The sequence below is a fragment of the Rhodanobacter sp. OK091 genome (assembly GCF_900142825.1).
GTDB lineage: Bacteria > Pseudomonadota > Gammaproteobacteria > Xanthomonadales > Rhodanobacteraceae > Rhodanobacter.
Window position 1 is genome coordinate 912,829 of sequence record NZ_FRCH01000002.1, and the last position, 15,865, is coordinate 928,693.

9 protein-coding genes are annotated in these 15,865 nt (G+C 62.5%); 6 read left to right on the forward strand and 3 right to left on the reverse strand.

Annotation, left to right across the window (positions count from 1 at the left end):
- Positions 1 to 88: 88 nt before the first annotated feature.
- Genes BUA26_RS13380 through BUA26_RS13390 form a run of 3 tightly spaced genes read right to left on the reverse strand, consistent with a single transcriptional unit; the run spans position 89 to position 5,849 of the window.
- Entirely contained in the window at positions 89 to 1,549 is a 1,461-nt protein-coding gene (locus tag BUA26_RS13380; protein ID WP_255368343.1) for an efflux transporter outer membrane subunit, read from the reverse strand.
- Entirely contained in the window at positions 1,546 to 4,716 is a 3,171-nt protein-coding gene (locus BUA26_RS13385; RefSeq protein ID WP_072761315.1) for an efflux RND transporter permease subunit, read from the reverse strand. The genes BUA26_RS13380 and BUA26_RS13385 overlap by 4 nt, the downstream gene beginning before the upstream one ends.
- Positions 4,713 to 5,849, reverse strand: coding sequence for an efflux RND transporter periplasmic adaptor subunit (locus BUA26_RS13390; RefSeq protein WP_255368344.1), 1,137 nt, complete (start codon positions 5,847 to 5,849; stop codon positions 4,713 to 4,715). Before BUA26_RS13390 ends, BUA26_RS13385 begins: the two co-directional genes overlap by 4 nt.
- A gap of 165 nt (positions 5,850 to 6,014) precedes the next feature.
- On the opposite strand from BUA26_RS13390, the gene BUA26_RS13395 reads away from it, so the two are divergent.
- The 6 genes from BUA26_RS13395 to BUA26_RS13420 all read left to right on the forward strand — a co-directional run bounded on the left by BUA26_RS13395 (position 6,015) and on the right by BUA26_RS13420 (position 15,567).
- The gene (locus tag BUA26_RS13395; RefSeq protein WP_072761316.1) at positions 6,015 to 6,623 is read left to right on the forward strand and encodes a TetR/AcrR family transcriptional regulator; all 609 of its coding nucleotides are present in this window, start codon (positions 6,015 to 6,017) and stop codon (positions 6,621 to 6,623) included.
- Positions 6,624 to 6,957: 334 nt separating this feature from the next.
- Positions 6,958 to 9,666: a magnesium-translocating P-type ATPase gene (mgtA, locus tag BUA26_RS13400; RefSeq protein ID WP_218587827.1), complete on the forward strand. Its 2,709-nt coding sequence runs from the start codon at positions 6,958 to 6,960 to the stop codon at positions 9,664 to 9,666.
- A 320-nt stretch (positions 9,667 to 9,986) separates the two neighbouring features.
- On the forward strand, positions 9,987 to 11,420 hold the full coding sequence (locus BUA26_RS13405; RefSeq protein ID WP_072761318.1) for a bifunctional enoyl-CoA hydratase/phosphate acetyltransferase: 1,434 nt from the start codon (positions 9,987 to 9,989) through the stop codon (positions 11,418 to 11,420).
- A 3-nt stretch (positions 11,421 to 11,423) separates the two neighbouring features.
- Positions 11,424 to 12,617, forward strand: a complete 1,194-nt coding sequence (locus BUA26_RS13410) for an acetate/propionate family kinase (RefSeq protein ID WP_072761319.1) — start codon at positions 11,424 to 11,426, stop codon at positions 12,615 to 12,617.
- Positions 12,618 to 12,680: 63 nt separating this feature from the next.
- Positions 12,681 to 13,148, forward strand: coding sequence for a hypothetical protein (locus tag BUA26_RS13415; RefSeq protein WP_143154273.1), 468 nt, complete (start codon positions 12,681 to 12,683; stop codon positions 13,146 to 13,148).
- A gap of 25 nt (positions 13,149 to 13,173) precedes the next feature.
- The gene (locus tag BUA26_RS13420; protein WP_143154274.1) at positions 13,174 to 15,567 is read left to right on the forward strand and encodes a phosphoketolase family protein; all 2,394 of its coding nucleotides are present in this window, start codon (positions 13,174 to 13,176) and stop codon (positions 15,565 to 15,567) included.
- Positions 15,568 to 15,865 lie beyond the last annotated feature (298 nt).

Here is a 15,865-nt window from a genome sequence, read left to right on the forward strand (position 1 = left end):
AAAGGTTGCCAAGATGCACATAGCAAAGTTAACAAGTCGGTCCAAACCTGTGCAGTCTCGCGTGGCTGGCTTCGCCTCGATCTCAAACTCACAACGATCTCTGTTCGGTTTCTTTTTGCGCATCGCCCATCGCCTGGAACAACGCCGCGGTATCCACCAATCGGGCCGCCCTGGCCTGGATTTCGGACAGCTTCGCGTTCTGCCAGCGTTGCTCGCTCACGATGGTCGTCGGATATGAGACCGCACCGAGCTGGTAACGGGAGCCTGTATCGGTGAAGGATTGCCCGGCCGCTGCGGATGCGGTCTGCGAGGCTTGCAAGGCCAAGGCGTCCTGATTCAAAGCCGTCAGGGAATCGGCGACATTCTGGAAGGCGTTGAGCACGGTCTGTTTGTACTGCGCCACAGAGGCGTCGTAATTGGCGATCGCCGCCTTGCGTTGCGCTCGCAGAGCGCCGCCATGAAAGATCGGCTGGGCCAACGATGCACCTGCGCTCCAGATCGCCCCTGCCCCTGTAAACAGCGCGGACTCCTTGAAGGCAGCGGATCCGATCGAGGCCGACAGCGAGATGCGCGGAAACAGGTTGGCAGTCGCTACCCCGACTTGTGCCGAGGCTGCATGCACGGCGGCTTCGGCGGCCAGAACGTCAGGCCGCTGTCGAAGCAGATCGGACGGAACACTGACGGGAACGTCTGCAGGCAATTGCAGCTGCGCCAATGGCAACACCTGGGGCGCCTGATCCGGTGTGCGTCCCATCAAGGTGGCCAGCGTATGCCGGGCACGTTGCGCCTGGGTGCGCAGCGGAGGCAACGTCGCATCCAGTGATGCGGCATTTTGTTGTGCCGTCAGCACGTCGTCATGCGATGCCGAGCCCAGGTGATAGGCCTTCTCGGTCAAGCTGGCCTGCTCGCGCGCCAGCGTGGTCAACCGCTCGCTGGCAGCGACCTGCTCGGCAAGCGTCGAAGCATTGATGGCGGCGACCACGATGTTGGCCGCCAGCGTGCGCCGGGCTGCATCGAGTTCGTACGACTGAATATCCACCTGCGCCGCGGCCCCTCGGACGCCATAGCGCGCCGCACCGAACAAGTCGAAGGTGTAGCTCAAATTCAACTGGCCGGCGTAGACGTTATAGAGGTTGGTGGTCGGCCCCAGCTTAGGCAGACCCAGTGCGCGCTGTCTGTTGGCTTGCAGGCCCGCATCGAGCGACGGCAGCAGGGCTTCGCCCACTTCCGCCCGGAACTGTTGATGCACGGCCTCCAGCGTGTGCCGCGCGGCGTCCAGCGATGGATTGTTTCGCAGTCCCTCTTCTACCCAGGCATCGAGCGTGTTCGACTCATACTGTCGCCACCAATCCGGCACAACGCGCGCACCGAGACTGAAATGCTGCGCAACACCGCCCGCCTCGGCACTCGCCGCAGGCACGGGCTCGACCGTGTAGCTGTTCGGCGAGGGCGAAGCCGGCGGTTTGGCGGGTGGCGCGAAAGAGCAGCCTGCGAGCGTAGTGACGGTTGCAGCGATAAACACGAGGCGCATCGTGGTGACATGTTTCATGGTGCGACCTCTCGCGCCGGTTCGTCGGCCCGTACACGGAACCAGGCGGCGTACAGCGCCGGCAGATAGAACAGCGTCAACACGGTAGCGACGGTGATGCCGCCCATCAGAGCGGTCGCCATCGGCCCGAAGAAATTACTGCGCAGCAAGGGAATCAAGGCCAGTACCGCCGCCGCGGCCGTGAGCGTGATCGGCCGGAAACGCCGCACGGTCGCGCCGACGATGGCTTCCCAACGCGGATGACCCGCCTGGATATCCTGCTCGATCTGATCCATCAGAATCACCGAGTTGCGCATGATGATGCCCAGCATGGCGATGGTGCCCAGCATGGCCACGAAACCGAACGGCTGCCCGAACAACAGCAGCGAGCCGATCACGCCGATCATGCCCAGCGGCGCGGTCAGCACCACCATGAAGGTACGGCCGATGCTTTGCAGCTGGATCATCAGCAGGGTCAGCACGGCAATCACCATCAACGGCATCTGGGCATTGATCGAATCCTGCGCCTTCTGGTTCTGCTCGACCGCGCCACCGACCTCGACGCGATAGCCGACCGGAAGATGGCTGCGCACCTCATCGAGTTTCTTGTCCAGCGTGTTGGTCACATCGAGTCCTTGCGCACCGTTGCGCGTATCGGCCTGCACGTTGATGGATGGCTGGCGGTCGCGCTCCCAGATCACGCCGTACTCGAGGCCGTAGCTCACTCGCCCGAGTTGTCCCAGCGGGATGGCCGCACCGCTCGGTGTCGGAATGGCGAGCCGCTCGATCTGATCGGGATGGACGCGATCGTTCTTCGGCGCGCGCAGATCCACGGCAATCAACTTGTCGCGCTCGCGATACTGGCTCACGGTCGTTCCGGACAGCGACATAGCAAGGAAGTTGGCCACATCCTGCGAGGTGATGCCGAGCTGGCGTGCCTTGACCTGATCGATCTCGAAGCGCACCGAACGCTCGCCCGGCTCGTCCCAATCGAACTGAACGTTCCGGGTGCGCGGATCGGCACGCACCACCGACGCTACCTGCTCGGCGATGCCGCGCACTTTGGCGATATCGTCGCCATTGATGCGGAACTGCACCGGGAACCCGACAGGCGGTCCGTTCTCCAGCCGGCTGACGCGGCTGCGTACCGCGGTGAAGTCGCGTTGCAGCAAGCTATCCAGATCACGTGCTAACGATTCGCGCTGCTTGATGTCCTTGGCGGTAATCACGAACTGCGCGAAGTTCGGTTGTGCGAGCTGCTGATCCAGCGGCAAGTAGAAGCGCGGCGCGCCGCTGCCGACAAAGCTGACGTAGTTGGCGATCTCTTTGCGGTCCTTGATAGCCGCCTCGAAACGCTTCACCTGACTCAATGTGGCATCGAACGACGCGCCTTCCGGCAAGCGCAGATCGACCAGCAATTCGGGGCGATCGGAACTCGGGAAGAACTGCTTGGGCACCAGGCCAAATCCGGCCAACGAGATCACGAACAGCACCATGGTCATCGCCAGCACCAGAAAACGATGCTGCAGACAGAAGCTCACCCAGCCGCGAAACCGCCGATAGAACGTGGTGTCGTAAATCTCGATATCGCCTTCGTGGTGCACGATGGCGGCGGCTTTGGCGCTGCGTGCCTCATTCCAGCGACGGGGAAAGAAGCGCGCCCACCACTCCTGACCGGGTTTGGCGCGTGCGTGATGCTCCGGCAGCATGTGATAGCCCAGCAAGGGAATCACGACGACCGCGGCCAGCCACGACACCAGCAGCGCAATCGCGGAGACTTCAAAAATCGAACGCGTGTATTCGCCGGTACCGGACTTCGCCAGCGCAATCGGCAGGAAACCGGAGACCGTTACCAGCGTGCCGGTGAGCATCGGAAACGCCGTACTGGTATAGGCAAACGCAGCCGCGCGCACCCTGCTCCATCCCTGCTCCAGCTTCACCGACATCATCTCGACCGCGATGATCGCGTCGTCCACCAGCAAGCCCAACGCCAGCACCAGCGTGCCCAGCGATACCTTGTGCAGGCCGATGCCAAACAGTTCCATGCAAAGCGCGGTCGCCGCCAGCACGAAGGGAATCGAGATCACCACCACCATGCCGGTGCGGAAACCCAGGCTCAGCAGACTGACCAGCAGCACGATGCCCACCGCCTCGGCGACAGACTCCAGGAAGTCGTCGACCGAATGCGATACCGCATGCGGCATGCTGGTGACTTCGGCCAGCTTCAACCCTGCCGGCAAGCGTTTCTGCAATGCGACGGTAGCCGTATCCAGTGCCTTGCCAAGGTGAACAACGTCTTCGCCCGGTTGCATGGTGATGCCGATGCCCAACACCGGCTGCGCCATGAAGCGCATCTGCTGGCTGGGCGGATCGTCATAGCCGCGCCGGATGGTCGCGATATCGCCCAGCCGAAAGGTCTGATTGTTGATGCGCAACAGCGTGTTCTTCAGCGCATCGAGATTTTCGAACTGCCCGGTAGGACGCACGAACACGCGATCGTCGGTCGTGGTCAGCACGCCGGCTGCGGCCACCGCATTCTGCTGATTGATGGCTTGCGCGATCTGTTGCGGACTGATGCCCAGCTTGGACAGCTTCGCGTTGGGTATCTCGATAAAGACGCGCTGATTCTGGTCGCCAAGGAAATCGACCTTCGCTACGCCTGGCACACGCAGCAGCTCGGCACGCAACTGATCCGCATAGTCGTGCAATTGCGCCTGGTTGAAACCGTCTCCTTCCAGCGCATAGATGTTGGTGTAGACGTCGCCGAATTCGTCATTGAAGAACGGTCCCTGCACACCTGGTGGCAGCTGAGCCGCTATATCGCCGACTTTTTTTCGCACCTGGTACCACGTATCGGGCACGCTGGAAGCTGGCGCCGAATCCTTCACATTGAAGAAGACCAGCGACTCGCCAGGGCGCGAATAGCTGCGCAGGAAATCGATGGATGGCGTTTCCTGCAGCTTGCGCGAGATGCGGTCGGTCACCTGCTCCTGCACTTGCTTCGCGTCGGCACCGGGCCAGAAGGTCTGGATCACCATCACCTTGAAGGTGAACGGCGGGTCTTCCGACTGCGACAGTCGGCTGTACGACAACATGCCGAACAGCGTCACCATCACCATGATGAAAAAGACCAGTGACTGGTGACGCAGCGTCCAGGCGGAAAGGTTGAAACGTCCCTCATCGTTCATAGCGGCGCATCCTCGGGATGCAGCGGCGCCATCGGCTGGACCTTTTCACCCGCGGAAACCGCATGCACGCCCTGCATCACCACGCGCTCTCCCGCATGGAGGCCCGCACCGACCAGCACATCGCGCTCGCCGTAACGGACGACGGTGACGGGGCGAAGTTCCAGCGTGGAATCGTTGGAGCGCACCACCCACACGGCAGGCTTCTCCCCTTGATGAAACAGCGCGGTGGCGGCAATGCGCACGCTTTCACCGGCATTCGACTTGGCGGATAGCGATACTTCCGCCGTCATGCCCAGACGCAACTGTTGTCCTGGCTCATCGAGCGCAAGCTTGACGCGATAGGTACGCGCTTGTGGATCCGCGGCCGGTGAGATGTCGCGTACGCGGCCGGCAAACGATTTGCCGGGCAAGGCCAGCAAAGTGACCGTCGCCGCCTGCCCTACCGAAATGCCGGCCAGACGATCTTCCGGCACGTCGATAAAGACATCGCGATCGCCTGACCAGGCAAAACCGAACACCGGCTGGCCCGCCGAGACAACCTGCCCTACCTCGGCCTGTTCGCTGGTGATGCTGCCATCACGGTCGGCCACCAGCGTGGTGTAGCGCGATTGATTCTGCGCCAGGGCGAGTTGCTGCCGGGCCTGGTCCCGTGCAGCGAGCGCCGATGCATAGGCGTCGTGGGTCTGTTCGAGCTGGAGCTGGCTGATGAGATTCTGCTTGGCCTGCGCCTCGTCGCGGTCGCGCTGCTGCGTGGCAAAGATCAGCCGATGCTCCGCAGCATCCAGTGCAGCCTGGGCGGAAGCCTGGGTCTTGGAGGCGTCGGCGTCGTCGAGCTTGGCCAGCGCCTGCCCCTTCTTCACGATATCGCCCAGATGGGCAAGGCGCGCCGTCAGCTGCCCGGCCACCCGGAATGACAACGGCATCTCGTAGCGGGCGTGAACCTCGCCTGGGAACTGGGCCGACTGCGCTCCGTCCACCGCTTTGACCGGCATCGCAATCACGGGGCGCGCGACCTCGGCCTCGGGAGCCTTGCTGCTGCATCCCGACAGCAGGATCAGCCCTGCCGCTGCACCTGCCAGCCAGATGTGCCGGGGGATAGAACTGCCTGATGCGGGGGGAACACGGTAAGTCACGAGCCACTCCTGACGGGGGTACGGCAACGGAAAGCACGATCGACAGCCGGTCGGGGAACCAGCAGCCGCCGGATAGAATTCAGGTTCGGACAGTAATACATGTTTGTATACAAATACAATACTGTATCCAAATGAAGATGTGACTATCCGTGATACGATGGACATATGCCCCGTAAGAGACTGACCCGTGACGAAAGCCGCGACCTGACCCGCCAGCGTCTGCTTGACGCGGCGGCCGTCATCATTGCGAAGAAAGGGTTGGCTGCCGCCAGCGTGGAAGACATCGTGGAGCGCGCCGGCTATACCCGCGGCGCGTTCTACTCGAATTTCGATAGCAAGACCGATCTGTTCATCGAGCTGCTGAAGCGCGATCACGACGACATCAGCCATCAGCTGCAACAGATCCTGGATGCAGGCTTGTCGATCGAAGACACCCAGCGGCAACTGACGCTCTTCTATGGTCAGTGCTATCGCGACGACAGCAATTTCGCGCTATGGGCCGAGGCTCGCCTGCACGCGCTGCGCGATGCCAAATTTCGTGCCCGATTCAATGCCTTGTGCCTGGAGAAGCGCGACGTGATCGCCTACTTCATCACGCAGTTCTGCAAGATGATGGGTATCGCCCCGCCTGCCCCGGCCGCCGATCTGGCCTTCAGCACCATGGCCTTGATAGACGGCATTCGCTTCTTCAACGCCTGCATGCCCAACGACCTGCCCGATGACAAAGCACAGGCGGTGCTGAGCGCCATTTTCACCGCGACGTTCTTTCGCTGAGAAGCAACGGCCGGCAAGTGGAAGCCGTCTCGGCGACCATGATCGCCAGCAGGGCGCCGGCTGAAGTGCTGAGCATCTCCTCGCGCGACATATAACCCGGCGACGGAGATACCCGTCATGACGGGATGGCGTCGCCGCTCATCAGCGACATCTTGCTGATGGCCTGAAACTGATGGCCTGAAACAGCGGGAAATTCTTCGCGCTGCTGACCTATGTCAACTTGCGCTCTCGGCACCGGGCCTAGCCTTGACTGTGATGCTGCCGTCTCCGGATGTCAGCGGGCACGCAACCCAATCGCTATGCGGGAGACGCCATGTCTAAATGGGATGAATGCATGAGGCATGGCTCCCCATGGCGCTGGTCGGTATTCGCCAAGGTGTTTGCGAAGCCAGTAGGACATATGGATGCCGGCGAGGTCGATCGGCAACTGAGGGAGGCTCGCCTGAGGACGCTGGCCATGGCAGACGCCACGGCCATTTACCAGGCACTGGGCAGCGCACCGGCCGGGTTGACCGAAACCGATGCGGCCGCACGTTTGCGAGAGCTGGGCCTCAACACGGCAAGTCGCGAAGAGACCCACAGCGTGCCGGTACAGCTGCTGCAGAAGCTGCGCAATCCACTGAATATTCTGCTGCTGCTCATGGCTACATTGTCGGTGCTGGGAGGCAACGTGGCGTCAGCCATCATCATCGCGGTGATGGTGGTGCTCAGCACCTCGCTGTCCTTCCTGCAGGAACACCGTTCCAGCCGTGCGGTGGAAGCGTTGCGCCGCATGGTGCACACGACTGCCACGGTGTCGAGGCGCGTCTCGCCGGAGACTGCCAGCCCGGCACAGGCAGCCGATGGAGATGTGCTCGCGGCCACGCATGAAATTCCCTTGGAACAGCTGGTTCCGGGCGACATCGTGCATCTGGCGGCGGGCGACATGGTGCCGGCGGATATACGGCTGCTATCGGCCAGAGGGCTGTTCGTCAACGAGGCACCGCTGACCGGCGAAGCCATGCCGGTGGAGAAGAATCCCCGGCCGCTCGTACAGCCTGTGACCGAGGCCGTGCGCATCGACAACGTCTGTTTCATGGGCACGAATGTCGTCAGCGGCACCGCCGTCGCCATCGTGGTCTATACCGGTCCGCGCGCAGTGTTCGGCGGTATTGCCCAGGCCATTGCCGGCGAACGCGCACTTACCAGTTTCGATCGCGGGATCTCGCGTTTTACCTGGCTGATGATCTCCCTTATCTCGGTGATGGCACCGCTGGTCTTCCTGATCAACGGATTGACCAAAGGCAACTGGATGGAAGCCCTGCTGTTCGCCACGGCCGTAGCCGTAGGCCTGACGCCGGAGATGCTGCCCACCGAGGTCACCATCAACCTTGGCAAGGGGGCGCTGGCGATGTCGCGCAAGCGGGTGATCGTCAAGCGGCTCGATGCCATCCAGAACTTCGGTGCCATGGATGTTCTGTGTACGGACAAGACCGGCACCTTGACGCAGGACCTCGTGATTCTCGAACGGCATGTGGACCTGCAAGGCAACGAAAGCGAGAGGGTGCTCGACTATGCCTATCTCAACAGCTACTACCAGTCCGGCTTGAAGAATCTTCTCGATGTCGCCGTGCTCAAGTACACCGAAGTACACAGCAAGCTGCATGCAAGCGGCGGCTATCACAAGGTGGACGAAATTCCGTTCGATTTCGAGCGGCGCCGCATGTCTGTCGTCGTCGATGGTCCGGATGGCCGGACGCTTATCTGCAAAGGTGCCGTCGAGGAGGTGTTCAGCGTCTGCACTCATGGCGAAGCCGAGGGTGGTCTGTTCGACCTGGACGATAGCCATTGGCACGAACTGAGAAAGCGAAGCAGCGACTTGAACGAGGATGGGCTGCGCCTGATCGCCATCGCCTACGCTCATGTGGACGCCGGAAAGTCGGCTTTCGGTCCCGAAGACGAACGTGGGCTGATTCTGCTTGGCTACATCGCCTTTCTCGATCCTCCCAAAGACAGCGCGCGCGAGGCGCTGGCCAGGCTGGCCCGGCATGGCGTGGCCGTGAAAATCCTTACCGGCGATAACGATGTCGTCGCGAGGAAGATTTGCAAGGAAGTGGGCTTGACGGTCAGCGACGTGCTGTTGGGCAGCGACCTGGCGAAACTATCGCCGGCGCAGCTGGAAGCACGGGTGGAGACTTGCCAGTTGTTCGCCAGGCTTGCGCCGCTGCAGAAAGCGATGGTCATCGACGCATTGCGGCGAAGCGGCCACGTGGTGGGCTATCTCGGCGATGGCATCAACGATGGCCCTGCCCTCAAGGCCGCTGACGTGGGCGTTTCCGTGGACACGGCGGTGGACATCGCCCGCGAGACGGCCGACATCATCTTGCTCGAGAAGAGCCTGCTCATCCTGGACGACGGCGTGATCGAAGGCCGCAAGGTCTTCGCCAACATTCTCAAGTACATCCGCATGGGCGCCAGCTCCAATTTCGGAAACATGTTCAGCGTGCTCGGCGCCAGCGCATGGCTTCCTTTCCTGCCGATGGCGCCGTTGCAGGTGCTCACCAACAACCTGCTGTACGACTTCTCGCAAACCACCATCCCCACGGATAACGTGGACCCGGATTTCCTGGAAGCGCCACGGCGCTGGGGCATCGACAACATCGCCCGGTTCATCCTGTTCGTCGGTCCGATCAGCTCGATCTTCGACTACATCACTTACGCCATCATGTTTTTCGTATTCGGCGCCAGCACCCCGGCGCAGGCGTCACTGTTCCAGACCGGCTGGTTCGTCGAGTCGCTGCTCTCGCAGACGCTAGTCATCCACATCATCCGAACGGCACGTAAACCCTTCGTGGAAAGCCGGCCCAGCCTGCCACTGATCGCCACCACCGTCGCCATCTGCATGGCGGGCATCTGGCTTCCCTATTCCTCACTGGGTGCGCTGCTTGGGTTTGCGCCCCTGCCACCGGCTTACTGGCCGATGATGATCGCTCTCCTGCTGTGTTACATGACGCTCACTTACTTCATGAAGCAGTGGTTTCACCGGCGCTTCGGCATTGGTTGAGGGCTAGCACCATGTCTGGCCATGCCGTCGTAGCTTCTGAGTTTTTGGGAATGGCCTCGATTCCCGATGCCTTGCAAGCAACCATGCCTCGAGTGAGCCGCGGAAAGCTCGTGCTTTGTTGATCCCGATCAAATTCGCGGGTCGGACGCATTCCTAGAATGGCTGCGTGCATCCGTGCTGTCACTTAAACAACGCCTCTGTCTGGCGGCGCGCCTGCTCTAAGCAATGAACGAGAAGGCCATCCCACCATCCGGGTCACCTGCCCCAACCAGCATGGCTGGATCAGTGCGGTGCAGGTCCGATCCCCTAGAGCAGCCGATATGAATGCCCTGCCCGTCGATATCTCCGGATTCATCGAGAACCGCACCTTCGACGAAATCGAAGTGGGCGACCATGCCAGCCTTGTGCGCACACTGAGCCGGCGGGATATCGAGTTGTTCGCAGCGATGTCCGGCGACGTCAACCCGGCGCACATGGACCCCGTCTATGCGCGTACGGACATGTTCCACCGGGTGATCGCCCACGGCATGTGGAGCGGCGCGCTGATTTCCGCCGTGCTGGGCACTGAGTTGCCTGGGCCGGGCACGATCTATCTTTCGCAGGACCTGCACTTCCACGCCCCGGTCGGTCTTGGCGATACCGTCACGGTCACTGTCACCGCCAAAGAGAAGTTCGCGGACAGGCAGAGCATCATCTTCGATTGCCGCTGCAGCAATCAGAAAGGCGAGGAAGTGATCCTCGGCACCGCCGAGGTGAAGGCTCCGCTGGAAAAGATCCGCCGCCCGCGCATCGAGTTGCCTGAAATCCGGCTCGGCAACCACGACCGTTTTCGCGAATTGATGGCGCGGGCTTCCTTTGGCGCGTCCATGGCGACAGCAGTGGTTCACCCTTGCGACGAGGTATCGCTCAGGGCGGCAGTGGACGCCGCAAAAGCCGGCCTGATCGTGCCGATTCTGGTGGGCCCCAACGCCAAAATTCAGATCGCCGCGAAACAGGCCGGGCTGGATATCAGTGCAATGCGGATCGTCGATGCCCCGCACAGCCATGCTGCCGCGGCGGCGGCCGTGGCACTCGTGCGCAACGGCGAGGCGCGTTTGCTGATGAAGGGTTCGCTGCACACCGATGAGCTGATGCACGCCGTGGTTGCCTCCGACAGCGGGCTGCGCACCGACCGCCGACTCAGTCACGTCTACCTGATGGACGTGCCCGACTGCGCCCGTCCGCTGATGGTGACCGACGCCGCGATCAACATCGCGCCGACACTGGCCGACAAGCGCGACATCATCCAGAACGCCATCGACCTCGCCCACATCATGGGGCTGACGATGCCGCGCGTCGCTGTTCTGTCGGCGGTGGAAACGGTGAACCCGGCGATTCCCTCGACGGTGGATGCGGCCGCGCTGTGCAAGATGGCTGAGCGCGGCCAGATCACTGGTGGCCTCGTCGACGGTCCGTTGGCGTTCGACAATGCAATCAGCGCCGAGGCGGCGCGCGAGAAAGGCATTGTCTCGCCGGTCGCCGGCATGGCGGACATCCTGGTGGTGCCGGATCTGGAGTCGGGCAACATGCTGGCCAAGCAGCTGACCTTCCTCGCTGGCGCCGACGCTGCCGGCATCGTGATGGGTGCGCGGGTTCCGATCATCCTGACCAGCCGCGCCGATTCGCCGCGCACTCACGTGGCTTCCTGCGCGGTGGCGGTGCTGGTGGCGCGCTCGCGGGTGGCCCGTCCGCTGCCCATGCCGGTGGAAGCCTGAGACATGTCCCGCACCATTCTCACCCTCAACGCCGGCTCATCCAGCATCAAGTTCGCGCTATACGACATGGCGACGGAGGGGTCGCGGCGACAGTTGTCGCACGGCGAGGTCGAAGGTATCGGCAGCGAGCCGCACTTCATCGCCAAGGACGCGGCGGGCGCCACCTTGACCGAGCATCACTGGCCGGCGGGCGCAAAACTCGATCACGAGGCATTGCTGACGCCGTTGCTGGCATGGATCACCGCACACCTTGGTGAGGAATCCCTGGCCGCGGTCGGTCATCGGGTGGTACACGGTGGCGAGCGCTGGGATCGACCCGTTCGCCTGACCCCCGCGGTGATCGCCGACCTGACCAGGCTGACCCCGCTGGCGCCGTTGCACCAACCGCACAATCTCGCCGCCGTGCAGGCGGTAGCGCGATTGCGTCCGAGGTTGCCGCAGGTGGCCTGCTTCGACACGGCATTCCATCACGACATGGCACCGACGGTCAGCCGCCTGGCACTGCCACGAAAATTCGCGGACGAAGGCATGCGCCGGTACGGTTTCCATGGGCTGTCTTATGAATACATTGCCGGCCAGCTGCGCGAGCAGGCACCGGCACTGGCCGCCGGTCGCGTGATCGCGGCACACCTGGGCAATGGCGCCAGCTTGTGCGCGATGCACGATGGCTGCAGCGTCGACACCACGATGGGCTTCACCGCGCTGGATGGGCTGATGATGGGAACCCGCTGCGGCAACCTCGACCCGGGTGCCGTGCTGTATCTGCTGCAGCAGCATGGTCTGAACGCATCGGAGGTCGAGCACGTGCTCTACAACGAAAGCGGCCTGCTCGGGGTCTCCGGCATCAGCAACGACATGCGCACCCTGCTGAACAGCAGCGACCCGCACGCCTACGAAGCGATCGACTTGTTTGTCTTTCGCATTGCGCGCGAAATCGGCGCACTGGCCTCCAGCCTGGGCGGTCTCGACGGCTTGGTGTTTTCCGCGGGAATCGGCGAACACTCGGCGCCGATCCGGGCTGCCGTGTGCGCAAGGCTTATCTGGCTCGGCATCGAATGCGATGGAGACGCCAATGCCCGCAACGCGGCAGTTATCAGTACGCCGTCGAGTCGGGTGCAAGTGCGCGTGATCCCGACCGACGAGGAAGCGATGATCGCGACCCACACCATGAACCTGTTGTACTCCGTGCCCGCATGATCCACCGGGGAATGACGGGAGTCCCTGCTGTCCGGCAGATGGCTGTATCGAAGGAGACATACGATGACTGCATCGCCTTTTACATCAGCGCCTTTTGACCTGGACATGGGCCTGCTGCCACTTTCATCCTTTGCACCTTATGCGCCTTATGCGCTGCTTACGCCCCCGCCCGTGCAACGCTGGCTCGATACGCTCTACAGCGCGCAAACGTTGACATCCATGCTGGCGAACCCGATGAGCTCGCCGCACACGTCTTATCGCCGCCCGTTCGACACCTCGCCCGACCCTATCGCAGCCACTTCCCAAAACGCCGATGAAGTGGCATTCCCGCCGGATTTGCTGCCGATGCTGGCACGTATGTCCGCTGTGATGTCCACGGTGCTGAACGTCGCCGCACAACAGGAACTCGTGCTTTTCCAGCGGTGGCTCGCGGTCCAGCAAGCTCTCTTCCTTGGCGGCGCTGCCGTCAGGGAGACAGCTGATCCGAGAAGTAGCCCGACGAAAGCTCGCACGACGAAGAAGCACAAGTGAATCGAAAAAAATGGAGTCCCCTTCGATGAAATCCCCTGCCCTCACCCCCGATCTGTTGCAGCGCATGGATGCCTACTGGCGCGCCGCCAACTACCTCGCCGTCGGCCAGCTCTACCTGTGCGGCAATCCGCTGCTGAAGCATCCGCTGACGCTGGCGGACGTGAAGCACATGCTGCTGGGCCACTGGGGCACCACACCGGGGCAGAACTTCATCTACGTGCATCTGAACCGGGTCATCAAGAAGTACGACCTCGACATGGTCTACGTCTCCGGTCCCGGCCATGGCGGCCCGGCCGTGGTCGGCAATACTTATCTGGAGGGCACTTACAGCGAGATCTACCCGGATATCAGCAGGGACGAGGCGGGACTGCAGAAGCTGTTCAAGCAGTTCTCCTTCCCCGGCGGCATTCCCAGTCATGCGTCGCCGGAATGCCCAGGCTCGATCCATGAAGGTGGCGAACTGGGCTATTCGCTGAGCCATTCGTTCGGTGCCGTGCTCGACAACCCCGAGTTGATCGTCGCCTGCGTGGTCGGCGATGGCGAGGCCGAGACCGGGCCGCTGGCCACCGCCTGGCACTCGAACAAGTTTCTCGATCCGGCCACCGACGGCGCGGTGTTGCCGATACTGCATCTGAATGGATACAAGATTGCCAACCCGACTGTACTGGCGCGCATCAGCCACGAAGAGCTCGATCAGCTGCTGCGCGGTTACGGCTGGTCGCCGATCTTCGTCGAGGGCTCCGAGGCGGCGCCGATGCACGAGGCCATGGCAAGCGCGCTGGACTTGGCCGTGCAGAAGATCAAGACGATCCAGCGCGAAGCCCGCCAGCATGGTCAACGCGAGCGTCCCCGTTGGCCGATGATCGTGCTGCGCTCGCCGAAAGGCTGGACCGGCCCGAAGGTCGTCGATGGCCTGCCGGTGGAAGGCACCTTCCGCGCCCATCAGGTGCCGATCGCAGTCTCCGCCACCACGCCACCGGAGCATCTGCGGCAATTGGAAGATTGGCTGAGAAGCTACCGGCCCGAAGAACTGTTCGACACCCATGGCCGGCTGCGCCCGGAGCTGGCCGAGCTGGCGCCGGTGGGCAATCGCCGCATGGGCGCGAACCCGCACGCCAACGGTGGCAGCTTGCTGCGCGAGCTGCGCTTGCCGGACTTTCGCAACTACGCCTGCGAGGTGCCGCAACCGGGTGTGCTCGGCAGAGGCGACACCCACGTGCTGGGTCCGTTCCTGCGCGACGTCGCCGTGCTCAACGAAACCCAGCGCAACTTCCGCGTGTTCGGGCCCGATGAAACCTTGTCCAATGGCCTGGAGGCCATGTTCGATGTCACCAACCGGCAGTGGGATGCCGGCACCGAGGCCAATGACCAGTACCTCGCCCCGAGCGGCCGCGTCATGGAGATGCTCAGCGAGCACCAGTGCGAGGGCTGGCTGGAAGGCTATCTGCTGACCGGGCGACATGGCTTGTTCAACTGCTACGAAGCATTCATCCACATCGTCGACTCGATGTTCAATCAGCACGCCAAGTGGCTGAAGGTCACTGCCGGCTTGCCGTGGCGACGCAAGATCGCTTCGCTGAACTACCTCCTGGCCTCGCATGTCTGGCGGCAGGACCACAACGGCTTCACCCACCAGGATCCCGGTTTCATCGATCACGTGGTCAACAAGAAAGCCGGCGTGGTGCGGGTCTATCTGCCACCGGATGCCAACTGCCTGCTGTCGGTGATGGACCACTGTCTGCGCAGCCGCCATTACGTCAACGTGGTGGTTGCGGGCAAGCACCCTGCCCCGCAGTGGCTATCGATGGAGGCGGCCGTCAAGCACTGCAGCGAAGGCATCGGCATCTGGTCGTGGGCCAGCAACGACCAGCATGTGGCCTCGCCTGACGTGGTGATGGCCTGCTGTGGCGACGTGCCCACGCTGGAGACCCTGGCCGCGGTCTCGATCCTGCGCGAGCACTTGCCCGAGCTCGCCATCCGCGTGGTCAACGTGGTCGACCTGATGCGTCTGCAGCCGCCGTCGGAACATCCCCACGGCTTGAACGACGTCGATTTCGATGCCCTGTTCACCACCGACAAACCGGTCATCTTCGCTTTCCACGCCTATCCCTGGCTGATCCACCGGCTGACCTACCGGCGCCGCAACCACGACAACATCCACGTGCGCGGTTACAAGGAGGAAGGTACCGTCACCACGCCCTTCGACATGACCGTACTGAACGAACTCGATCGCTTCCACCTCGTGATGGATGCGATCGACCGGCTGCCGCAGACGGGCGATCGCGGCGTGTACCTCAAGCAGAAGCTGCGTGACAAGCTGATCGAACACAAGCAGTACATCTGCCAGCACGGCCAGGATATGCCCGAGGTGCGCGAGTGGACCTGGCAAGGCTCGATCGAGAGGCGCCCGGGGAAATGAGCGCGCCGGCCGTGGGGCTCAACTGCGGTGTGATCAGCGCATCACAACGGCTTAGGCTCTGGCTGGCACCGCGACGGCCGACCTGCGTTTTTCCAACGAGCTCGAACTGAAGCCCGCGCACCTTTGATCATGGCCAGCCAGTCATAGCCGTCCTTCAAATGGAGGATGGTTGCCTCGTCGGGGTCGCCGGATCGTGGCGAACGACGGGTGCCTCTGGAACCTTCGAATTCGGTGCGCTTGCGTTGCAGAAGTGATTTGAGATGACGCTTCATCCTGGTGACCCTGTGGCGGTATGGAA